Here is a 21,968-nt window from a genome sequence, read left to right on the forward strand (position 1 = left end):
GCGCATTCTACAGCAGCCTCATTTGCTGTCAAGTGGTTATTTTCAGAAGTTTTCAAGGATTTCCTTAACAACTTCAACCACTTGCGCTTTCGATCTCTCGTCAGCGGGAGGCGAATTCTACAGCGTTACACGCTGCTGTCAACACCTCTTTTTCAACTTCCTTTTGGCTTCGATGAACTGAAGCAACCCGCTGCCGAAAACTGCATAACTCATTGTTTACCAAGGAGTTTTCCGTTTCGACTGCGCCGGAAGTGGGGCGAATTATAGACATCTGAAATCTGCCGTCAAGCATTGATTTGGGTTTTCTATCAATAACTTACGAAAGGCCTAAAATGGCCCCGCTAGAGAAGCAAAACTGGCCCCTCTATATAGAAAGCGCCCTCAGAGCACTCCCGACTCTTTGAAAGCAGCCACCACCCCGGCATCCAGACCCAGGACCCTCTGCAGGACCTCCAGCGTGTGTTCGCCCAACAATGGCGGCGCATGGCGATACTCTACCGGTGTCTCGGACAGACGAATCGGGCTCGCCACCTGAGGCACCATTCCCGCCAGCGCATGCGGCAACTCAATAGCCAGCCCACGCGCCTTGACCTGCGGATCGGCAAACATCTGCGCCAAATCGTTGATCGGCCCGCATGGCACACCTGCCTGCTCCAGCTGAGCCACCCATTCTGCTGTGGTTTTGAACACCGTCGCCTGACGGATCAGCGGAATCAGCACTGCCCGGTTTGCCACCCGCACCTTATTGGTTGCGAAGCGAGGGTCATCTGCCCATTGAGGCTGTCCAGCCACCTCCGCGAATTTGCGGAACTGCCCGTCATTACCCACGGTAAGGATGAAATCGCCGTCAGCTGTAGGAAAGTCCTGATAAGGCACGATGTTCGGATGAGCATTGCCCAAGCGTTTCGGCGCATTACCCGTAGTCAGGTAATTCATCGCCTGGTTAGCCAGGCAAGCCACCTGCACATCCAGCAGCGCCATATCAATATGCTGCCCGCTCCCGTCATGATCCCGGTGCGCAAGCGCAGCGAGAATTGCTACCGTCGAATAGAGCCCCGTCAGGATGTCAGTCAGCGCAACGCCGACTTTGACCGGCCCGGCACCCTCCTCGCCTTCAGGTCGCCCCGTCAGACTCATGAGACCACCAAGCCCCTGAATCATGAAGTCGTAGCCAGCGCGTTTGGCATAGGGCCCCGTTTGACCAAAGCCGGTGATCGAGCAATAGATCAGATCCGGATTAATCGCCCTCAGCGTTTCGTAGTCCAGCCCATACGCAGCCAGACCACCTACCTTGAAGTTCTCGATCAGAATGTCCGACTTGGTGGCCAATTCACGCACCAGCCTCTGCCCCTCCGGACGCGTGAAGTCGATAGTCACCGATTGCTTGTTGCGATTGGCCGACAAGTAATAGGCAGCCTCACTGGTGTTCTCGCCATAGGCATCCTTTAGGAACGGCGGGCCCCAGGCGCGCGTGTCATCGCCATTACCCGGGCGCTCGACCTTGATCACTTCGGCGCCAAGGTCGGCGAGGATCTGCCCAGCCCACGGCCCGGCCAGTACCCGCGATAAATCCAGTACCCGCAGATGCGAAAGCGCGCCCATGGCCGTTCTCCTCTTAATAGAACGCCTGGATGCCGGTTTGTGCGCGACCGAGGATCAGCGCGTGGACGTCATGCGTACCTTCATAGGTATTCACCACTTCCAGGTTGACCAGGTGACGGGCAACGCCGAACTCATCGGAAATACCGTTGCCACCCAACATGTCGCGAGCCATGCGCGCGATGTCCAGGGACTTTCCGCACGAGTTGCGTTTCATCATCGAGGTGATTTCGACAGCCGCAGTACCCTCGTCTTTCATGCGCCCCAGACGCAGGCAACCTTGCAGCGCCATGGTGATTTCAGTCTGCATGTCAGCCAGTTTCTTCTGGATCAGTTGAGTGGCAGCCAATGGGCGGCCGAACTGCTGACGATCCAGGGTGTACTGACGAGCGGTATGCCAGCAGAATTCGGCAGCACCCAGCGCGCCCCACGAAATACCGTAACGTGCGGAGTTGAGGCAGGTGAAAGGACCTTTCAAGCCACGCACATCCGGGAAAATGTTCTCTTCCGGCACGAACACGTTATCCATGACGATTTCACCGGTGATCGATGCGCGCAGGCCAACCTTGCCGTGAATCGCCGGAGTGCTCAGGCCTTTCCAGCCCTTCTCCAGAACGAAGCCACGGATATCACCCGCATCGTCCTTGCCCCAAACCACAAACACGTCGGCGATCGGGCTGTTGGTGATCCACATCTTGTTGCCGGTCAGGCTGTAACCGCCTTCGACTTTGCGTGCACGAGTAATCATCGCACCCGGATCGGAGCCGTGGTTTGGCTCAGTCAGGCCGAAGCAGCCAATCCACTCGCCCGAAGCCAGCTTCGGCAAGTATTTCTGCTTCTGCGCTTCGGTACCGAATTCATTGATCGGCACCATCACCAGCGAGGACTGCACACTCATCATCGAGCGATAGCCGGAGTCGACACGCTCGACTTCACGGGCAATCAAACCATAGCTGACATAGTTCAGGCCGCTGCCACCGTATTGCTCAGGAATGGTTGCCCCCAACAGGCCCACTTCACCCATCTCGCGGAAGATCGCCGGATCGGTCTTTTCATGGCGGAAAGCCTCGAGAACACGCGGCGCGAGCTTCTGCTGAGCGAACTGCGCAGCAGTGTCGCGAATCATGCGTTCTTCTTCGGTGAGCTGTTGATCCATCAGCAGGGGATCAATCCAGTTGAAGCTAGCTTTACCGGCCATGAGTGTGTCCTCTCGAAACAGGTCAAATAACGTGGACTGATCCTAGGCCGGGTTCGGTCTCTCGGCAAACGAGGATTTCGCATACTGTTGTGCTAATTTCTCACTCCGAAACGTCGCATAAGGCATTTAAGGCGATGTATTAGTGAGGTTGACGTACATGCGCAGGAAGATACCCAGTACAACCGCCCTGATCAGCTTTGAAGCGGCAGCGCGACACGAAAGCTTTACCAAGGCAGCCGAAGAGCTTTCGCTGACCCAAGGAGCTATTTGCCGACAGATCGCCAGCCTGGAGGAGTTCCTCAACGTGGAACTCTTCCGACGCTCACGGCGCGGAGTAAAGCTGACCGAAGCCGGGCTTTCCTACAGCCGCCGGGTTGCCACTCAACTCGATGCAGTCGAGCGCGATACCTTGTCGGTGATGGGCCAGCAGGGAGCCAACGTGATCGAATTGGCCGTGGTGCCCACCTTCGGCACCCAGTGGTTACTGCCGCGGCTTAAAGACTTCCAGCACAAGCATCCGGAAGTGACGGTCAACCTGACCAACCGTACGCGCCCCTTCCTGTTTGCCGACACCGACTTCGATGCCGCGATTTACTTCGGCGACGCGGATTGGCCGGGTACAGAATCCCACCGCTTGATGGGCGAGAATCCGATGCCCGTATGCAGTCCCGTCTTACTCGGAAAGAAGACCATTCTGACTCCCGACGAAATCGCCGAATTCCCCCTCCTGCAACAGACCACCCGACCGTACGCCTGGCGACAGTGGTTCAACTCCCAGCACCTGAATATCCCCCGCGACATGACAGGCCCGCGCTACGAGCTATTCTCCATGCTCGCCCAGGCGGCGATGCACGACATGGGAATTGCGTTGATTCCTCCCTTCCTGATTCAACGCGAGCTGGCCGAGAAACGCCTGGTCATCGCCAACCCTCAGGCGCTCTCCAGCATCAAGGCCTATTACCTGATGATTCCTGAGCGAAAGGTCGAATCTGCCTCTTTAAGGGCTTTTAGAGATTGGCTGGTCAACCAAGCGCATAGCTACAGCCTAGAAGAATAGCGGCCCCGGGCCGTTAGCTGACCCCGTAGTCAATTAATATTGAACCCTACAGATATACGGATATGTCGCATAAACACAAACTGTTTGACGAAGCAGTACAAACGTTCCACAAGCGCCTGATGACGCGGCTTTGCGCCACTATTTTGGGTCAATGCCCCATCATTCATATGACCGATGTGTAAATTCTTGAATTTCGGCCAGAATCCTTACAAGGCACGGCCTGCAAGGGATTGAACCGGCCGGTTGCGACATTCGGTCACGGGGTGACTTGTAGTTAATTTTCCGTCACCCGTCATAATCCCTTGAAGGGCACAAAGTTCGCCTGCAAAATGCCGCGCCCCGCCCTGATTTAGCGGGATCGTGCTGATCGGCCGCCCCAGCCGCACCATCCGTAGTGCATGGGTTTACTCAATAAGATCACGCAGGAGATTTGACGTGCACATTGGTGTTCCTCTCGAAACCCAGACCGGTGAAACACGGGTTGCTGCAACCCCGGAAACCATCAAGAAGCTGATCGGCCAGGGTCATAAGGTCACTGTACAAAGCGGCGCAGGCATTAATGCCAGTGTTGTCGACAGTGCCTATGAAGCGGCAGGCGCAAGCATTGGCAGCGCCAGCGATGCGTTTGGTGCAGAGCTGATCCTTAAGGTAGTCGCCCCCAGCGACAGCGAACTCGCACTGATCAAGAGCGGCACCGTTGTGGTGGGCATGCTCAATCCGTTCAGTAATGAAACCATCGCCAAGATGGCCGAATGCGGTATTACCGCGTTTGCGCTGGAAGCTGCGCCACGTACTTCCCGCGCCCAGAGCCTGGATGTGCTGTCGTCGCAAGCCAACATCGCCGGCTATAAGGCTGTGTTGCTGGCTGCTCATTACTATCCGCGTTTCATGCCGATGCTGATGACGGCGGCGGGCACCGTGAAAGCGGCGCGCGTGCTGATTCTCGGTGCCGGTGTTGCCGGTTTGCAGGCAATCGCTACGGCGAAACGTCTGGGTGCGGTGATCGAGGCGTCAGACGTGCGTCCTGCGGTGAAGGAACAGATCGAATCCCTCGGTGCCAAGTTCGTCGACGTGCCGTACGAGACCGATGAAGAGCGTGAATGCGCCGTCGGTGTTGGCGGTTACGCACGCCCCATGCCAGCCAGCTGGATGCAGCGCCAGGCCGTGGCCGTACACGAACGCGCCAAGCAGGCCGACATCGTCATCACCACCGCTCTGATTCCTGGTCGCAAGGCTCCGACGCTGTTGAGCGCGGAAACCGTGTCGCAGATGAAACCAGGCTCGGTCGTCATCGACCTCGCCGCGGCCCAAGGCGGTAATTGCCCGCTGACCGTGGCTGACCAGGTGGTTGTCGAGAATGGCGTGACCATTGTCGGCCCGACCAACCTGGCCGGCGCAGTGGCGGCTGACGCTTCGGCGCTGTACGCCCGCAACCTGCTGGACTTCCTGAAGCTGGTCTTCACCAAAGAAGGCCAGTTCGAGATCAACCTCGAAGACGACATCGTCGCCGCGTGCCTGATGTGCCGCGACGGCCAAGTCATCCGCAAAAACGCCTAAGCAGGGATTCAGACGATGGAAGAGCTTATCTCCCCCGGTATCTACAACCTGATCATCTTCGTGCTGGCGATTTATGTCGGTTATCACGTGGTCTGGAACGTAACGCCTGCGCTGCACACGCCACTGATGGCGGTGACCAACGCGATCTCCGCGATCGTAATCGTCGGTGCCATGCTCGCTGCCGCTTTGACCGTGACTCCACTGGGTAAAACCATGGGCACGCTGGCGGTCGCACTGGCAGCGGTCAACGTGTTTGGTGGCTTCCTGGTCACCCGCCGCATGCTTGAGATGTTCAAGAAAAAAGCCCCGAAAGCCGTAAAAGAAGAGGCGCCGAAGTAATGAGCATGAACCTTGTAACGACGCTCTACCTGATCGCGTCGATCTGCTTCATTCAGGCCCTCAAAGGCCTGTCGCACCCTACCACTTCGCGTCGCGGCAACCTGTTCGGCATGCTCGGCATGGCGTTGGCGATCCTGACCACCGTTGGCCTCAACTATAAGCTGGGTGCGGAGCTGGCAACTGCCGGCATCGGCTACGTCATCGTTGGCTTGCTGGTCGGCGGTACTGCCGGTTCGATCATGGCCAAACGCGTTGAGATGACCAAGATGCCTGAACTGGTCGCGTTCATGCACAGCATGATCGGTATGGCCGCGGTGTTCATCGCGATCGCTGCTGTTGTCGAGCCGCAATCCCTGGGTATCGTCAAGCAACTGGGTGATGCAATACCTGCGGGCAACCGCCTGGAGCTGTTCCTCGGCGCGGCCATTGGTGCAATCACCTTCTCCGGTTCGGTGATCGCGTTCGGCAAGCTGTCGGGCAAGTACAAGTTCCGCCTGTTCCAAGGCGCACCGGCACAGTTCAGCGGTCAGCACAAACTGAACCTGCTGCTGGGTGTCGCCACAATGGCCCTGGGCGTGACCTTCATGCTGACCGGCAGCCTGACTGCCTTCGCCTTGATGCTGGCTCTGGCCTTCATCATGGGCGTGCTGATCATCATCCCGATCGGTGGTGCAGACATGCCAGTGGTGGTGTCGATGCTCAACAGCTATTCCGGCTGGGCAGCGGCAGGTATCGGCTTCTCGCTGAACAACTCGATGCTGATCATTGCCGGCTCGCTGGTAGGCTCTTCCGGTGCGATCCTCTCGTACATCATGTGCAAGGCGATGAACCGTTCCTTCTTTAATGTGTTGCTCGGCGGTTTCGGCAATACAGCCGACGCTGGCCCAGCAGGCGCCAAGGAAGCTCGCCCGGTGAAATCCGGCTCGGCTGACGACGCGACCTTCCTGCTGACCAACGCCGACACCGTGATCATCGTCCCAGGCTATGGCCTGGCGGTAGCACGGGCGCAGCATGCGCTGAAAGAATTGACCGAGAAGCTGACCCACCGTGGCGTGACCGTCAAGTACGCGATCCACCCGGTTGCCGGCCGTATGCCGGGCCACATGAACGTGTTGCTGGCCGAGGCCGAAGTGCCTTACGACCAGGTGTTCGAGATGGAAGACATCAACTCCGAGTTTGGCCAGGCCGACGTGGTCCTGGTGTTGGGCGCCAACGACGTGGTCAACCCAGCCGCGAAGAACGATCCGAAATCGCCGATTGCCGGCATGCCGATTCTCGAAGCGTTCAAGGCCAAGACCATCATCGTCAACAAGCGCTCGATGGCCAGCGGCTATGCCGGCCTGGACAACGAGCTGTTCTATCTCGACAAGACCATGATGGTGTTCGGCGACGCCAAGAAAGTCATCGAAGACATGGTTAAAGCCGTCGAGTAATTCACCTGGCACTACTGGAACGCCCCGACTCGTCGGGGCGTTTTTGTTTGTGCAAAACATCAGGCAATCGACGCCTTTGTTACCGATCCGGTAATGGTGTTTTGCTTGAAAGGTCCGGAATAGAGGCCTCGTTTGCGACCTTGGTAGCGGGACACGGGCCAGGGAAATTAACTAGACTGCGGGTCCTGATACCCGTTGCCCGAGATAACAATCCATGTACCGTGACCGTATTCGCCTGCCATCGTTGTTGGACAAAGTGATGAGCGCTGCCGACGCTGCCGCTCTGATACAGGACGGCATGACCGTTGGCATGAGCGGCTTCACCCGCGCCGGCGAAGCCAAGGCCGTACCCCACGCACTGGCCGAGCGAGCCAAGGTCACGCCGCTGAAGATCAGCCTGATGACCGGCGCCAGCCTGGGCAACGACCTCGACAAGCAACTCACCGAAGCCGGTGTACTGTCGCGACGCATGCCGTTTCAGGTCGACAGCACATTGCGCAAGGCGATCAACGCCGGTGAGGTGATGTTCATCGACCAACACCTTTCGGAAACCGTCGAGCAACTGCGCAACCAGCAACTCAAGCTGCCGGACATCGCAGTGATCGAAGCCGTAGCGATCACCGAGCAAGGCCATATCGTGCCGACCACGTCCGTGGGCAACTCCGCCAGCTTCGCGATTTTCGCCAGGCACGTGATCGTCGAGATCAACCTGGCGCACAACCCGAATCTCGAAGGCCTGCACGACATCTATATCCCGACCTATCGCCCGACCCGTACGCCGATTCCACTGGTCAAGGTCGATGATCGCATTGGCAGCACCGCCATCCCTATTCCTCCGGAAAAGATCGTCGCGATCGTGGTCACCCATCAGCCGGATTCGCCGTCCACCGTGCTGCCGCCCGACACCGATACACAAGCCATCGCCGACCATTTGATCGATTTCTTCAAACAGGAAGTGGACGCCGGGCGCATGACCAACAAGCTCGGACCGTTGCAGGCCGGGATTGGCACGATCGCCAACTCGGTGATGTGCGGCCTGATCGACTCGCCTTTCGAAGACCTGACGATGTATTCCGAAGTGCTGCAGGACTCGACGTTCGACCTGATCGACGCCGGCAAGCTGAGCTTTGCTTCGGGCAGTTCGATCACCCTCTCCAGCCGGCGCAACGCCGATGTGTTCGGCAACCTGGAGCGCTACAAAGACAAACTGGTGCTGCGGCCCCAGGAGATCTCCAACCACCCTGAAGTGGTGCGTCGCCTTGGGATCATCGGTATCAACACGGCGCTGGAGTTCGACATCTATGGCAACGTCAACTCCACCCATGTCTGCGGCACGCGGATGATGAACGGCATTGGTGGCTCGGGTGACTTTGCGCGCAATGCGCACCTGGCGATCTTCGTGACCAAGTCGATTGCCAAGGGCGGCGCGATTTCCAGCGTGGTGCCGATGGTCAGCCACGTCGATCATACCGAGCATGACGTTGACATCCTGGTCACCGAAGTCGGCCTGGCCGACCTGCGAGGCCTGGCACCCCGCGAGCGCGCCCGGGTCATCATCGACAACTGTGTGCACCCGGACTACCGCCAAGCACTGAACACTTACTTCGAAACCGCTTGCGCGGCAGGTGGACACACCCCGCACATTCTGCGCGATGCCCTGAGCTGGCACATGAACCTGGAAGAAACCGGGCGAATGATCGCGGTGTAATTGGTACAGATTGCCGCTGACGCAAAAACAGTTTCGTCAGCGGGCGATCTTCAGACTGTCTTCAATCAGAAACTGTACTGCTGTACTGGTCATTTCCTACCGCCATATCCTACAAAACCAAGGTTAACCGCCATAAACGCACCAAGATGGGGCAGACAGGTACAGTTGCCTCAATTTCGACCAGTACACCCCCTATAAACAGTTAACTGAGCCCTCACAATACAGATGAACTGTATCTACAGTGACTAGGCAAACGAGAGGATCATGGGCACCAGTTAAACCACTACCTAATCCCGCCACAAGCGGAAGGATGTCAACCATGGAACGTACACTCAGTTCCGAACTGTTCTTCGAAGACACTGCTGCAAAAACCCAGGCTTCCATGCCTCTGCGCGTTATCGCCAACCTGATGTTGTGGCAGCGCCGCATCTCCAGCCGCCACCAATTGGCTCGTCTGGATTCGCGTCTGCTGGCTGATGCCGGGATTAGCGAAGCACAACGCTACGAAGAGCTGAGCAAGCCGTTCTGGCGCTAAGTTAGCGTCGCTGGCTCTGACCTGCAGGGTCCACCGCCAGCAACCCGAATTGAAAAGGCAAAACCCGTCGTGAGAAATCACGACGGGTTTTGTCGTTCTTGGCCCGAAAAAAGAAAACCAGTACAGTTCTGCTGATAGCAAAACAAAGCAGAACAATTGTCTACCGACATTGATCCGCGCAATCTGGCTTAATTAAGTGTTTTTTCTTCAAGACTGTTCGAACACGCATACTCCAGCCTAATATCAAATCAGAACGTGGCGAACGCCAGGTGTCTGGCGTCTGATTGCTCAGTTATTGCGCCACTTCTCTATCCGTCCAAAGGAGTTACACCATGACCCGCCTTCGTCTGCTCAGCGCTGCAGCCCTGCTTGCCGTGGCTGCCAATGCCCACGCCACCAGCTTCATCGTGACCACCGATGCCGTCGTCGGTGCACTCAAAGCCACATCCGATGCAACCTCGGACGTCACTTCGTCTTTTAAAGACGACAAGATCGTGCTCGCGGCCCGTGACGACGCCGCCAGCTTCGTCGCCAGTGAGGGCGCGATCCGCGGGGTAAAACTGGAAAGCGCGATGGATCACATTCGGCACCAGGCGCCACAGCTGAACGCTACCGATGCGCAATTGGCGCAGGCGATCCTGACGATCTAAGCGTTTGCCTTGATTTGGGACACGCCCAACGTGTCCCAATGTTTTCATGCTGGCTCTAGACCGGGCGTTGCGTTAGCCTTGGGACTCACTTTCAACAGTCGAGCCTCATGGGTTTTCTTTCAAAAACTTTCATCCTTCCAGTGTTTTTTGCGGCCACCTGCTCGGGTTCGGCCTACGCTTTTGACGCTTTCAATCTGTCGACCCAAGGCACCGTAGCCAGTGGTTACGCCACAAGCTTGGTGACCTCCGCGCCCTTCGACCATAAACTGCTGCTCGCCGCCCGGGATGATGCCGCAGCATTCATCGCCAGTGACGGCCAATTGAGAGGCGCACAGCTGGAGTCGGCCCTGTCGTACCTGCGCCGGACCCAGCCAAAACTTCATGCCAGCGACCTTGAACTGGCACAGGCAATTCTCGTCCAATAGTTATCCCAAGTTTCTCCGGAGTCGTTCCATGCGTAGCCCGCTGATTGCCGCCACCCTTGGCCTGCTGTTGTTGGCCGATGTGGCCCAGGCCCATACCCTGGTTGCCACCAGTAACATTCTTATCCGCGCGACCGAGCGCACACTCGATTTCACGTCCGATACCACCACATCCATTCGCGATTCGAAAATCGTCCGCGAAGCTCAAGACGACGCCGCCAGTTTCGTCGCCAGCAACGGAGACATCCGTGGTGCGCACCTGGAATCGGCTTTCAATTTGTTGCGCACGCGCGTCCCGGAAGCCCGAGACGCCAGTGATCAGGATCTCGCTGAAGCCATCCTCGCACTGTGAGGTCTCCAGCAGCCTGGCTGTTGGCCGGGGTCATGTTGCTGCTCGGCAACTTGGCCCACGCCGACCTTGAACTCCACCTCAAGACCGAAGGCCTGAGCCCCGCGCAACAGCAGGCCAGCCAGGCCTTGCTTGATGAAGCCATGCAGGCCCTGCCGCCGCATTTCATCAAGCAGCTCGACCGGCGCATCGACGTCGGCTGGACCGATAAGATGCCCGCCAACGCCTACGGTCAGGCATCGCCGGTGTCTGAGCTCGATCTGAACCGCAACCTGCTGGCCAGCCTTACGGATGGCAGCGCCGCAACCAAGAAAACCAATCGTCCCCACGGCACTGTGCGTCGGGAAATGCTGGCCACCGTGCTGCACGAACTGACCCACATCTATGATCGTTCGCGCCTGTGGCCCCAGGCGCAGCGCACGCTGATTCAACGTTGCACCCGGCAAGACAGCAGCTCAGGACTGGTCGGTATTGCAGATCAATGCCGAGGCCAGCCTGGCCGCCGCTTCACCCTCAGCGACGATCCGCGCCTGCTCGACCTCGCTGGCTGGCCGCAATACGTCGGTCGTCGCGGCGAGCGCGAACAGCACAACCGCCAGATCGCCCGTAGCCCGGACATCTACGAGACCAGCAGCCCCAAGGAGTTCGTCGCGGTCAACATGGAGTATTTCCTCCTCGACCCGAGCTACGCCTGCCGTCGTCCGGCGCTATACCGCTATTACAAAGAACACTTTGGCTGGGCCCCAGCCGCCAAAAGCGAATGTGGCAAAACCTTCGCCTTCCTCAACGCCGGTAATGACTTTGCCAAAACGCCGCTGGGCCAGGTCGATCCGGAGCGGGTGTACGCCGTCGACTATCTGTTGGCCGAGGCGAATCAGAACTGGGTCAGCCGCTGGGGCCACAGCATGTTGCGCCTGGTGATCTGCGCACCGGGCCGACCACGCGGGCCGGATTGTCGGTTGGATCTGGACCAGCATCTGGTGCTGTCTTACCGAGCCTTCGTCGGCGACGTGCAGTTATCGAGCTGGGATGGCCTGGTGGGTAAATATCCCTCACGCCTGTTTGTATTGCCGTTGGCCCAGGTCATCGACGAGTACACCAAGACCGAACTGCGCAGCCTGGCGTCCGTGCCCTTGAACCTGTCGCGCAACGAGATTGAAGGTGTGGTGGAACGAGCCGCCGAGATGCACTGGAGTTACGACGGCAATTACTTTTTCCTCTCCAACAACTGCGCCGTGGAGGAGCTGAAGCTTCTGCGCAGCGGCACCAACAACTCAAAACTGTTGTCTCTGGACAACATCATGCCCAACGGCCTGCTGGAAGTGCTGAAAGGGCGCGGGCTGGCGGATACCAGCGTGCTGGACGATCCACGGGAAGCACTGCGCCTGGGCTATCGGTTCGACTCGTTCCGGGATCGCTATCAAGCGATGTTCGAAGTGTTGAAAAAGCACTTGCCGGTGAAACAGGAAACCGTCGAAGACTGGCTGGACTTGAAGGCTGCGCAACGTCGCACGTGGTTCGACCAGGCCGACTTGCGCACCAGCGCGGCCCTGTTGCTGCTGGAGCAAGCGAGTTTCAGGCGTCAGATGTTGCTGGCTCAGGACGAAGTCAAACAGCGTTATCTGGGCGCTCGCGAGCTGAAAAACGGCGGAATGGACAAGGCCAACGCGACGCTGAGGCAAATTCTCGACAACAGTGGCTTTCTCAGCCGACCGGCAGAACTGCTTGGCAGCGGCGGGTACGGCTTGCCGCAACCGCATGAATGGCAGCGCCTGGAGTCGGAAACCAGCCTGCGGCAAAAGCAGCTTCAAGCGTTGACCGGGGATCTGGACAAGGAAGTACGAGCACTGCTCGAACCGTCTCGAGCAGCGGAAATGGCTGCTAACGAAGCCAACGTGAAACAGATTGGCGAGCACTTGCGCAAATTGCACAAAGCGTCGGGTGGGTTGGAGTTGCCTTGAGGTTATAAGAGCAAAGATCGCAGCCTTCGGCGGCTCCTACATGGAAATATGTTTCCTGTAGAAGCGGCCGAAGGCTGCGATCTGGCTCTGTATCAGGAGCTTTATCTTTAGCTGACGCGGGCCTTACGCACGCCGTCGGCCAGCGCCGAGCACAGGCTCAATACGCCATCGATTGCCTGATCCGGCGTGGCGGCATTGGCGATGTGATCGATCAACGCCGAACCCACCACCACACCATCGGCCAGACGTGCGATTGCCGCTGCCTGTTCTGGCGTGCGAATGCCGAAACCGATACTGATCGGCAGATCGGTATGGCGACGCAGGCGAGCCACCGCCTCTTCGACGTGTTCCAGCGTAGCCGCGCCAGCACCGGTCACACCGGCCACCGACACGTAGTACACAAATCCGGAGCTGCCATTGAGCACCGTTGGCAGCCGCACGTCATCGGTAGTCGGCGTGGTCAGGCGGATGAAGTCGATGCCGGCTGCCTGAGCCGGGTCGCACAGTTCGCCGTTATGCTCGGGCGGCATGTCGACCACGATCAGACCATCGACACCGGCCTCTTTCGCTTCGGCGATGAAGCGTGGCACGCCGTACATGTGGATCGGGTTGAAGTAACCCATCAGGACCAGCGGGGTTTGGTTGTTGTCCTTGCGGAACTCGCGGACCATTTCCAGGGTTTTCGCCAGGTTCTGCCTGGCACCCAGGGCGCGGATGTTGGCGAGCTGGATCGCCGGACCGTCGGCCATCGGATCGGTGAAGGGCATGCCCAATTCGATCACGTCAGCGCCGGCTGCCGGCAAACCCTTGAGGATTGCCAGGGACGTGTCATAGCCCGGGTCGCCTGCGGTGACGAAGGTCACCAGGGCGGCGCGATTTTGTTCCTTGAGTTCGGCAAAACGTGTTTGCAGGCGGCTCATCAGTGTTTCTCCTGCTTGGATTGTTCCATGTGGTGCATCACGGTTTGCATGTCTTTGTCGCCACGGCCGGACAGGTTGACCACCATCAAGTGATCCTTCGGCAGGCTCGGTGCGCGTTTGAATACTTCAGCCAGGGCATGGGCGCTTTCCAGCGCTGGAATGATCCCTTCCAGGCGGCAGCATTGATGGAACGCCGCGAGGGCTTCGTCGTCAGTCACCGAGGTGTACTGAACGCGGCCAATGTCATGCAACCAGGCGTGTTCCGGGCCGATACCCGGATAATCGAGACCGGCTGAAATCGAGTGAGCGTCAATGATCTGACCATCCTCGTCCTGCAACAGGAAGGTCCGGTTACCGTGCAGCACGCCCGGTACGCCGCCGTTTAGGCTGGCCGCGTGCTTGCCGGTTTCAATGCCGTAACCGGCGGCTTCAACACCAATGATTTCAACGCTCTTGTCGTCGAGGAACGGATGGAACAGGCCCATGGCGTTGGAGCCACCGCCGATGCACGCCACCAGGCTGTCCGGCAGGCGGCCTTCCTGGGCTTGCAGTTGATCACGGGTTTCCTTGCCGATAACGGCCTGGAAGTCGCGAACCATCGCCGGATACGGGTGCGGGCCGGCCACAGTGCCGATCAGGTAGAAGGTGCTGTCGACGTTGGTCACCCAGTCACGCAAGGCTTCGTTCATCGCGTCCTTGAGGGTGCCGGTGCCGGCTACGACCGGAATCACTTCGGCGCCCAGCAACTTCATGCGGAATACGTTGGCCTGCTGACGCTCAATGTCAGTGGTGCCCATGTAGATCACGCAGTCGAGACCAAAACGCGCGGCGACGGTGGCCGTTGCCACGCCATGCATGCCAGCGCCGGTTTCGGCGATGATGCGTTTTTTACCCATGCGTCGCGCCAGCAGGATCTGGCCGATGCAGTTGTTGATTTTGTGCGCGCCGGTGTGGTTCAGCTCTTCACGCTTGAGGTAAATCTTCGCGCCGCCGCAGAACTCGGTCAGGCGTTCAGCGAAATAAAGCGGGCTTGGACGTCCGACATAGTCGCGCTGGAAGTAGGCCAATTCTTCCTTGAACGCAGGATCTTCTTTGGCCGCTTCATATTCGCGGGCCAGATCGAGGATCAAAGGCATCAAGGTTTCAGCGACGTAACGGCCGCCGAACGCGCCAAACAGGCCGTTGGCATCAGGGCCGTTGCGCAGATTAGTCTGGGTCATTTGGGCGCTCCAGTTGAATGCGTGAAAGGGTGCATAAAGAGTCAGTGGGGTCCACTCTACCCCTGACGTCCCGGACTGAAAACCGATAAGATCGCCACAACCTGTCAGGAAAACTCACAGATAAAATGAGCCACGACCTTCCCCCGCTCAATGCACTTCGCGCCTTCGAGGCGACCGCCCGCCTGAACAACGTCAGTCAGGCTGCGGAGCAGTTGCACGTAACCCACGGCGCTGTCAGCCGGCAGCTCAAGGTACTTGAAGAGCATCTCGGGGTGAGCCTTTTCATCAAAGAAGGTCGTGGCCTTAAACTCACAGATGCCGGGATGCGCTTACGTGACGCCAGCGCTGAAGCCTTCGAGCGCTTGCGTTCGGTCTGCGCAGAACTCACGCAAAGCACGGCCGACGCGCCGTTTGTGCTGGGCTGCTCCGGGAGCTTGCTGGCACGCTGGTTCATTCCGCGTCTCGGACGGTTGAACGCCGACCTGCCGGACCTGCGTTTGCACCTGTCTGCCGGCGAGGGCGATCTCGATCCGCGTCGCCCAGGCCTGGATGCTTTGCTGGTGTTTGCCGAACCGCCCTGGCCCGCGGACATGCAAGTCTTCGAACTGGCCAGTGAACGGATCGGTCCGGTCATGAGTCCGCGGTTCGCCGGTTACGAATGCCTGAGAACGGCGCCATCCACTGCCCTGCTCGATGAACCGTTACTGCACACCACCTCACGCCCGCAAGCCTGGCCCAGTTGGGCACAGCAAAGCGGCCTCGACGCCAAGGCGTTGAAGTACGGGCAGGGTTTCGAGCATTTGTATTATTTGCTGGAAGCGGCCGTGGCCGGGCTGGGCGTGGCGATTGCCCCGGAGCCGCTGGTGGCCGAAGATTTGAAGGCCGGTCGTCTGGTAGCGCCATGGGGTTTCAGCGAAACCCCGGCACATCTGGCGCTGTGGTTGCCCAAACGCGCCGCGGACGGGCGCGCCCGGCAATTGGCGCAATGGCTCAAAAATGAGCTGCGCCAGACGGATCAGTCACCGCGTTTGCACAGCAAGTAGGCCGCCAACAGGCCCAGTGCACCGACGGCAACACCCGCGGTAGTCCAAGGGTGTTCCTGGGCGTAGTCCCGAGTGGCAATGCCGGTCTCGCGGGTTTTGACCTTGACCTCTTCATAGGCATCGGCGAGCAGATGGCGCGAATGCCTCAGCGCGTTTTCGGCGTTGCCTTTGAGCACTTTGAGGGTCTTACGCGACTCGTCCGAGGCGTCATCCTTCAGGTTTTCCAAGGATTTGAGCAGACTCTCGATCTCCGCTTCCATGCTTTGCAATGAGGCTTTACGTAGGGAACTGTTAGCCATGGTGGCTCTCCTGCATTGTTGATGAGTGGCGTGTGTTTGTTGGGACTTCATGGCATCGAGAAAGTGCATTAAATGTGAACTTCCAGGCCGGTCCGGGCGACAGAAGTAAGACAGAAATTCACTGCTAGGCTGTAGTTCACACCCAAAGGAGAACGCCCATGTCTGACCATCACACCTACAAGAAAGTCGAATTGGTTGGCTCGTCCACCAGCAGCATCGAAGATGCGATCAATAATGCGCTGGCTGAAGCGGCCAAAAGCATCAAGCACCTGGAATGGTTTGAAGTGACCGAAACCCGTGGGCATATCAAGGACGGCAAGGCTGCGCACTTTCAGGTGACGCTCAAGGTCGGATTCCGGATTGCCAGCAGCTGAGTGTCGGCCCGTCTTCTGAACTTGCGCGCTGGCCGATTGCCATAAGAAATGGCAAAGCGCTACATAAGTGCGTCCGGCCTATGCTGGGCGCCCCTTTGATCCGACCGGGGATGCAACTGATGAAGAAGTTTATTTTGGCGCTAGGTTTATTGAGCCTTGCAGGCACCGCGTTCGCTAACGGTAAGCCATGCGAAGAGCTCAAAGCTGAAATCGCTGCAAAACTGGATGCCAAGGGCGTTGCCGGGTATTCGCTGGAAATTGTCGATAAAGGCGCCGAGGCCGGCGGACAAGTGGTCGGCACGTGTGAAAGCGGCACCAAGGTCATCGTCTACAAGCGATAGCCTGATTTCTTTAGTCAATAAAAAGCCGACGCCATGGCGTCGGCTTTTTTACGCCTGCTTGACCATCAGCCTTTCATGACTTGGGCCAGCAGTTCGTAGGAATGCAGACGATCGGAATGTTCGTACAGGTCGCAGGTAAAAATCAGCTCGTCGGGCTGAGTCTGTTCGACCAGCACTTCCAGTCTGGCGCGGATTTTCTCCGGGCTGCCAATCATCGCCAGGCCGAGGAAGTCACTCACCGCTTCTCGCTCATGAGGCAGCCACAGGCCATCCATGGTGTTCACCGGTGGGCGCTGGACCAGGCTCTGGCCGCGCATCAGGGCCAGAATACGCTGGAACACTGAGGTGGCCAGATAGTCGGCCTGTTCATCGGTATCTGCCGCCACCAGCGGTACGCCGAGCATCACATAGGGCTTGTCCAAAACCGCGGAAGGCTTGAAATGATTGCGGTAGACGCGAATCGCCTCGTGCATGAACCGCGGTGCGAAATGTGACGCGAAGGCGTAAGGCAAACCCCGTTCGCCTGCCAGTTGCGCACTGAACAGACTGGAGCCCAACAGCCAGATCGGAACATTCGTACCGGTGCCCGGCATCGCGATGACGCGCTGGTCCGGCGTACGGGGGCCGAGGTAACGCATCAGTTCCGCAACATCTTCCGGGAAGTCGTCGGCGCTGCCGGAGCGTTCACGGCGCAACGCGCGAGCGGTCATCTGGTCCGAACCCGGCGCACGTCCGAGGCCCAGGTCGATCCGCCCGGGATAGAGGCTTTCCAGGGTGCCGAACTGTTCCGCGATCACCAGTGGCGCGTGGTTGGGCAGCATCACCCCACCCGACCCGACGCGAATGGTCGATGTGCCACCCGCCAGATACCCCAGCAGCACCGAGGTCGCGGAACTGGCAATGCCATCCATATTGTGGTGTTCGGCGACCCAAAAGCGCTGGTAGCCGAGCTTTTCGACATGCTGCGCCAGGTCCAGCGAGTTGCGCAGTGACTGGGCTGGGCTGCCATTTTCCCGCACGGGTACCAGATCGAGGGTCGAAAACTTGATATCGGACAGTCGTTTCATAAACCTGCTTCTCCAATTGAGGGCGCAGGTTTTTTCTCGCGAACGAAAACCTGCCGAATCCAAAAGCGTGTTTCATGCAATGAGGGCATATACCCGAGTTTCAATAGCAGGGGAAAAATTCCTACCAAAAAAGCGGACCGATCAGATGAGGTGAACTTTGCGCCACGGTCTATCCTCAGAACCCTAGCGAACGAAACAACAAAGGCGCGACGTTTCGCGCCGGATCCTGGAGGAGACAGGCATGGCTATCATCAAGAAAGCATCGGCCCATTGGGAAGGTGATCTGAAAACCGGTATCGGCTCGATTTCCACGGAAACCGGTGTGCTGCGGGAAGCCCCCTATGGCTTCAAGGCACGCTTCGAAGGCGGCAAGGGCACCAACCCTGAAGAACTGATCGGCGCCGCGCACGCGGGTTGTTTTTCCATGGCGTTCTCCATGATCCTCGGCGACGCGGGCCTCAATGCTGACAGCATCGATACCCATGCCGAAGTCACCCTTGATCAGGTGGACGGCGGTTTTGCCATCACGGCCGTGAAACTGATCCTCAAGGCCAGAATTCCCGGCGCCAGCCAGGCGCAATTCGACGAACTCAGCAACAAGGCCAAGGAAGGTTGCCCGGTTTCCAAGGTACTGAATGCCAAGATCACGCTGGACGCGACGTTGGTGAGTTAAAACCAGGTAAAGATCGCAGTTGTCGCCGGCTCCTGCAGGTTCACTCAACCTCCGGAGAGTCGCCGCAAGCTGCGATCTTTTTTGCCTTGAAACAAAACAACACGCGCAAAATCATGGTCGAATAAATGACAGCGGCAAAAACGCATACCCCATGCGCGCTGCCTCAAGGGAGCTTCAACCATGAAACGTTTTGCCTTGGCGGTTATCTGTTGCGCACTGGCCACATCGGCCTTTGCCGCACCTAAACCCTGTGAAGAACTCAAGGCCGAAATCGAAGCCAAGATCCAGGCCCAAAAGGTTGCTTCCTACACCCTGGAAATCGTCACTAATGACGAAGTGCACGACCAGAACATGGTCGTCGGCTCTTGCGAAGGCGGCACCAAGAAAATCATCTACCAGAAGAACGATCGCTGACCGACTTCACGGCACACAGTTGATCTGGCGCTCTTCAGCGACGATCTCACGTTTGGCGTTATACAGGCGCGCCTGCGGGGTGAATGCCATGGAGCGGGCTTGCAACACGTAACGCTGACCCGCTTCGAAATGATCGTACTTGATGATCATGTAGCACAGCCGTTCCGTGGAACCGTTGAACAGGTCCGCGCCTCCGCCAGGCACTTCAAAATCGAAGCGAACCGTCAGCTCATGACTACCGGGTGTGACCTGAAAATAACGCCCTTCGCGCAAGCGCTGATTGTCCAGTCGCTCGGCCATCAGCAATTTGTCGTTTGGGAAAGGCGTGGAGAAGTCGACCCACGCCATTTGCGGATTAGCGGCCGGCATCGGCGCCGAACAGCCGGCGACCGCAGTTGCGGTCAGTAACAGCATCAACCTGCGCATGATGAGTATCCCGATGTCTGAATAATCAGAATAGCGCCGATCAAGTGCGTTGGCAGCCTGCCGGCGTGCCCTGTCCTATGACTTTTCGCTGCTGATCGTAAAGTTTGGCCCACGGACGAAAGCCAATGTTCCCCGCTTGCAGTTGGTAACGTTCACCGGCATTGAAGTCTTTGAATATCACGTTCATCTGACAATCACGCCACAGCGGCTCGGCACCGGGGCCGATGTTGGTGGGCTCAACCGGGAACTGGTAGCGAACCGTCAACTCATGGCTGCCCGGCTGCACCTCGAAGTAACGCTTGTCGGTGGCCGCTTTGTTGTCCACCTCCACCGCCAGCAGGGCCGTGTCTTGCTGATGCGACTCCAGATCGATCCATGCCTGCGTCGGATCATGGTGAGGTAATCCGAACCCGGCACAACCGGCCAGCATCAGCAGGCCTCCCGTCAGCATCAACTTGCGCATAGCGGAGCTCCAGTCAAGCGGGATAGTCTTGCGAGCAGACTCTCCAGAGATTTTTATTTTGATCAGGCCGCATCCAAGCCTTGGGTTACTTGATCGCGTTTTGCGCGTTTTGTTTCCGGGTGTGTTGTTTTTGTTGCTCAACGGTTGCTCCAGCATCAGCTACTACAGCCAGCTGGCCAGTGGTCAGATGCAACTGTTGCGGGCACGGGAGCCGGTTTCCGAGGTCATTGTCGACCCACAGCGCGATCAGAAACTGCGTGCACATCTGGCCGAATCGCAACGGGCCCGGACGTTCGCCAGCCAACAGCTGCACCTGCCGGATAACCAGAGTTACCGTTTGTACGCTGACATAGGCCGCCCTTATGTAGTCTGGAACGTGTTCGCTACACCGGAATTTTCCCTGAAGCCACAAAATCACTGTTTCCCCATTGCCGGCTGCGTGGCCTATCGCGGCTATTACAGCCAGAGCGCGGCTCGCGGTGAAGCGGCGTTGCAGCGCCTGCAAGGCCTGGACGTGTCGATTGGCGGCGTCGAAGCGTATTCGACGCTGGGCTGGTTCGATGATCCGATCATGAGTTCGATGATGGGCTGGGGCGACGAACGCCTGGCCACGCTGATCTTTCACGAACTGGCGCATCAACGCTTATATGTGCAGGACGACACAGAGTTCAACGAGTCATTCGCCACCTTCGTCGAGCAGGAAGGCACCCGTCAATGGCGCGCATACCGTCACCTGCCACCGGAAAGCGGAGCGAAGGCGCAGCAACGGGATCAGTTCACTCAACTGGTTCTGGACAGCCGAACCCGCCTTGAAAAACTCTACGCCCAGCCATTGCCGCCTGAGCAAATGCGTCAACGCAAAGCGGCGGAGTTCGAGCATTTGCGCAGCGAATACCGTCAGATGCGTGACCGCCAATGGGCCGGGGACAAACGTTACGACGCCTGGATCAATGCGCCGATGAACAATGCACGGTTGTTGCCGTTTGGCCTGTATGACCAGTGGGTGCCGGCATTTGCTGCGCTGTTCCAGAAGGAGGGCCGCGATTGGGTGAAATTTTATGCGGCTGCGCAGAAGCTGGGGGCATTGCCGGTAGATGAACGCAAAGTGGCGCTCAAAGTGTTATTGGAATCAAAGAACATCAGTGGCTGATAGGTCCTCATCGCGGGCAAGCCCGCTCCCACAGGAGTTAGGTGTTTATCCAAAAAGGTCTGGCTGACACGGACTCTGTGGGAGCGGGCTTGCCCGCGATGGCGTACTGACTAGCGCTGCAAAAACGCCTGATGCATCTCGTCCAGCGTTTCAAAATGATAGGCCGGTGCTTCAGCGCTCAGCTCTTCCCGACTGCCAAACCCATACCCTACCGCGGCCGCGTCCAGGCCATTACTACGCGCACCGATCAGGTCGTGCTTGCGGTCGCCGATCATCAGCGTGCTGGCCGGGTCCAGGCCTTCCTCGGCCATCAAGTGCGCGATCAGCTCGACTTTGTTGGTGCGGGTGCCATCGAGTTCACTCCCATAAATCACCTTGAAGTGCTTGGCGAAGTCGAAATGCCGGGCGATCTCACGGGCAAACACCCACGGCTTGGAGGTGGCGATGTACAGCTGCCGTCCTTGCCCGCTGAGGGTTTCCAATAGTGGTGTGACGCCGTCGAACACGCGGTTTTCGTACAGACCGGTGACTTTGAAACGCTCCCGATAAAAATTCACCGCTTCCCAGGCCTTCGGCTCATCAAAGTCATAGAACTGCATGAATGCCTGCAACAACGGCGGGCCGATGAAGTGCTCGAGCCGGGTCAGGTCGGGCTCATCGATGCCGAGCTTGCTCAAGGCGAACTGAATCGAACGCGTGATGCCTTCGCGCGGGTCGGTCAGCGTGCCGTCGAGGTCAAATAAAACGGTTTGGTAATGCATGAAAATTCC

The 21,968-nt window shown here is 58.2% G+C and carries 26 protein-coding genes; 17 read left to right on the top strand and 9 right to left on the bottom strand.

Translation table 11 applies throughout. The features are described 5' to 3' along the window. On the top strand, positions 1–267 hold a 267-nt coding region (locus M5G20_RS17120; protein WP_273920070.1), incomplete at its 5' end, for a hypothetical protein. 114 nt (positions 268–381) lie between these two features. On the opposite strand, the gene M5G20_RS17125 is transcribed toward M5G20_RS17120, so the two are convergent. Both M5G20_RS17125 and M5G20_RS17130 read right to left on the bottom strand, forming a co-directional pair. Next, on the bottom strand, positions 382–1,602 hold the full coding sequence (locus M5G20_RS17125) for a CaiB/BaiF CoA transferase family protein (RefSeq protein WP_273920071.1): 1,221 nt from the start codon (positions 1,600–1,602) through the stop codon (positions 382–384). Positions 1,603–1,615: 13 nt separating this feature from the next. Beyond that, a complete protein-coding gene (locus tag M5G20_RS17130) occupies positions 1,616–2,797 on the bottom strand; it encodes an acyl-CoA dehydrogenase (protein ID WP_212626096.1) in 1,182 nt (393 codons plus the stop codon). 157 nt (positions 2,798–2,954) lie between these two features. Here M5G20_RS17130 and M5G20_RS17135 point away from each other — a divergent pair, with 157 nt between their 5' ends. The 10 genes from M5G20_RS17135 (at position 2,955) to M5G20_RS17180 (ending at position 12,808) form a co-directional block, all read left to right on the top strand. Further along, entirely contained in the window at positions 2,955–3,854 is a 900-nt protein-coding gene (locus M5G20_RS17135; protein ID WP_273920072.1) for a LysR family transcriptional regulator, read from the top strand. Positions 3,855–4,289: 435 nt separating this feature from the next. Next, positions 4,290–5,411, top strand: a complete 1,122-nt coding sequence (locus tag M5G20_RS17140; RefSeq protein WP_273920074.1) for a Re/Si-specific NAD(P)(+) transhydrogenase subunit alpha — start codon at positions 4,290–4,292, stop codon at positions 5,409–5,411. A gap of 15 nt (positions 5,412–5,426) precedes the next feature. Continuing rightward, positions 5,427–5,750, top strand: coding sequence for an NAD(P) transhydrogenase subunit alpha (locus M5G20_RS17145; protein ID WP_003187010.1), 324 nt, complete (start codon positions 5,427–5,429; stop codon positions 5,748–5,750). Continuing rightward, positions 5,750–7,183: an NAD(P)(+) transhydrogenase (Re/Si-specific) subunit beta gene (locus M5G20_RS17150; protein WP_273920075.1), complete on the top strand. Its 1,434-nt coding sequence runs from the start codon at positions 5,750–5,752 to the stop codon at positions 7,181–7,183. Before M5G20_RS17145 ends, M5G20_RS17150 begins: the two co-directional genes overlap by 1 nt. 214 nt (positions 7,184–7,397) lie before the next feature. After that, positions 7,398–8,891: an acetyl-CoA hydrolase/transferase family protein gene (locus M5G20_RS17155; protein WP_273920076.1), complete on the top strand. Its 1,494-nt coding sequence runs from the start codon at positions 7,398–7,400 to the stop codon at positions 8,889–8,891. Positions 8,892–9,210: 319 nt separating this feature from the next. Then, positions 9,211–9,426 (top strand): DUF1127 domain-containing protein, encoded by a 216-nt coding sequence (locus M5G20_RS17160; RefSeq protein ID WP_007902752.1) that lies wholly within the window; start codon positions 9,211–9,213, stop codon positions 9,424–9,426. A gap of 332 nt (positions 9,427–9,758) precedes the next feature. Beyond that, positions 9,759–10,076: a DUF2388 domain-containing protein gene (locus M5G20_RS17165; RefSeq protein ID WP_150735807.1), complete on the top strand. Its 318-nt coding sequence runs from the start codon at positions 9,759–9,761 to the stop codon at positions 10,074–10,076. Between the two features lie 107 nt (positions 10,077–10,183). Next, on the top strand, positions 10,184–10,501 hold the full coding sequence (locus M5G20_RS17170) for a DUF2388 domain-containing protein (protein WP_273920077.1): 318 nt from the start codon (positions 10,184–10,186) through the stop codon (positions 10,499–10,501). Positions 10,502–10,529: 28 nt separating this feature from the next. Then, on the top strand, positions 10,530–10,850 hold the full coding sequence (locus tag M5G20_RS17175) for a DUF2388 domain-containing protein (RefSeq protein ID WP_212626099.1): 321 nt from the start codon (positions 10,530–10,532) through the stop codon (positions 10,848–10,850). Next, a complete protein-coding gene (locus M5G20_RS17180; RefSeq protein ID WP_273920078.1) occupies positions 10,847–12,808 on the top strand; it encodes a DUF7844 domain-containing protein in 1,962 nt (653 codons plus the stop codon). Before M5G20_RS17175 ends, M5G20_RS17180 begins: the two co-directional genes overlap by 4 nt. A 107-nt stretch (positions 12,809–12,915) precedes the next feature. Here M5G20_RS17180 and trpA read toward each other — a convergent pair whose 3' ends face one another. Together trpA and trpB are read right to left on the bottom strand one after the other, a co-directional pair. Further along, on the bottom strand, positions 12,916–13,728 hold the full coding sequence (gene trpA / locus M5G20_RS17185; RefSeq protein WP_273920079.1) for a tryptophan synthase subunit alpha: 813 nt from the start codon (positions 13,726–13,728) through the stop codon (positions 12,916–12,918). Next, positions 13,728–14,948, bottom strand: a complete 1,221-nt coding sequence (gene trpB, locus M5G20_RS17190) for a tryptophan synthase subunit beta (protein ID WP_075947110.1) — start codon at positions 14,946–14,948, stop codon at positions 13,728–13,730. Before trpB ends, trpA begins: the two co-directional genes overlap by 1 nt. A gap of 125 nt (positions 14,949–15,073) precedes the next feature. Between trpB and M5G20_RS17195 the strand changes: the two genes are divergently transcribed. Continuing rightward, complete coding sequence (locus tag M5G20_RS17195; protein ID WP_273920080.1) at positions 15,074–15,991, top strand: LysR family transcriptional regulator; 918 nt, start codon at positions 15,074–15,076, stop codon at positions 15,989–15,991. On the opposite strand, the gene M5G20_RS17200 is transcribed toward M5G20_RS17195, so the two are convergent. Beyond that, positions 15,964–16,290: a DUF883 family protein gene (locus tag M5G20_RS17200; RefSeq protein ID WP_047535917.1), complete on the bottom strand. Its 327-nt coding sequence runs from the start codon at positions 16,288–16,290 to the stop codon at positions 15,964–15,966. The two genes, M5G20_RS17195 and M5G20_RS17200, sit on opposite strands and share 28 nt — an antisense overlap. Positions 16,291–16,448: 158 nt before the next feature. Between M5G20_RS17200 and M5G20_RS17205 the strand changes: the two genes are divergently transcribed. Together M5G20_RS17205 and M5G20_RS17210 are read left to right on the top strand one after the other, a co-directional pair. Continuing rightward, entirely contained in the window at positions 16,449–16,664 is a 216-nt protein-coding gene (locus M5G20_RS17205) for a dodecin (RefSeq protein ID WP_075947107.1), read from the top strand. Positions 16,665–16,783: 119 nt separating this feature from the next. Beyond that, positions 16,784–17,005 carry a DUF1161 domain-containing protein gene (locus M5G20_RS17210; protein ID WP_150735813.1) on the top strand — a complete coding sequence of 74 codons (222 nt, stop codon included), beginning with the start codon at positions 16,784–16,786 and terminating at the stop codon, positions 17,003–17,005. Positions 17,006–17,070: 65 nt separating this feature from the next. On the opposite strand, the gene M5G20_RS17215 is transcribed toward M5G20_RS17210, so the two are convergent. Then, entirely contained in the window at positions 17,071–18,072 is a 1,002-nt protein-coding gene (locus M5G20_RS17215; protein WP_273920085.1) for an LLM class flavin-dependent oxidoreductase, read from the bottom strand. A gap of 241 nt (positions 18,073–18,313) precedes the next feature. Between M5G20_RS17215 and M5G20_RS17220 the strand changes: the two genes are divergently transcribed. Together M5G20_RS17220 and M5G20_RS17225 are read left to right on the top strand one after the other, a co-directional pair. Beyond that, positions 18,314–18,745, top strand: coding sequence for an OsmC family protein (locus M5G20_RS17220; protein ID WP_273920086.1), 432 nt, complete (start codon positions 18,314–18,316; stop codon positions 18,743–18,745). Between the two features lie 180 nt (positions 18,746–18,925). Continuing rightward, positions 18,926–19,159: a DUF1161 domain-containing protein gene (locus tag M5G20_RS17225; protein ID WP_273920087.1), complete on the top strand. Its 234-nt coding sequence runs from the start codon at positions 18,926–18,928 to the stop codon at positions 19,157–19,159. A 6-nt stretch (positions 19,160–19,165) separates the two neighbouring features. Here the strand turns inward: M5G20_RS17225 and M5G20_RS17230 are convergent, their stop codons facing one another. Further along, positions 19,166–19,585 (bottom strand): PA0061/PA0062 family lipoprotein, encoded by a 420-nt coding sequence (locus M5G20_RS17230; protein ID WP_273920088.1) that lies wholly within the window; start codon positions 19,583–19,585, stop codon positions 19,166–19,168. Positions 19,586–19,625: 40 nt separating this feature from the next. Beyond that, positions 19,626–20,048 carry a PA0061/PA0062 family lipoprotein gene (locus M5G20_RS17235; RefSeq protein WP_273920089.1) on the bottom strand — a complete coding sequence of 141 codons (423 nt, stop codon included), beginning with the start codon at positions 20,046–20,048 and terminating at the stop codon, positions 19,626–19,628. A 58-nt stretch (positions 20,049–20,106) separates the two neighbouring features. Between M5G20_RS17235 and M5G20_RS17240 the strand changes: the two genes are divergently transcribed. Then, complete coding sequence (locus M5G20_RS17240; RefSeq protein ID WP_273920090.1) at positions 20,107–21,198, top strand: aminopeptidase; 1,092 nt, start codon at positions 20,107–20,109, stop codon at positions 21,196–21,198. 110 nt (positions 21,199–21,308) lie between these two features. On the opposite strand, the gene M5G20_RS17245 is transcribed toward M5G20_RS17240, so the two are convergent. Further along, positions 21,309–21,959: an HAD family hydrolase gene (locus M5G20_RS17245; protein ID WP_273920091.1), complete on the bottom strand. Its 651-nt coding sequence runs from the start codon at positions 21,957–21,959 to the stop codon at positions 21,309–21,311. Positions 21,960–21,968 lie beyond the last annotated feature (9 nt).

The sequence above is a fragment of the Pseudomonas sp. TNT2022 ID1044 genome (genome assembly GCF_028656895.1).
GTDB lineage: Bacteria > Pseudomonadota > Gammaproteobacteria > Pseudomonadales > Pseudomonadaceae > Aquipseudomonas > Aquipseudomonas reinekei.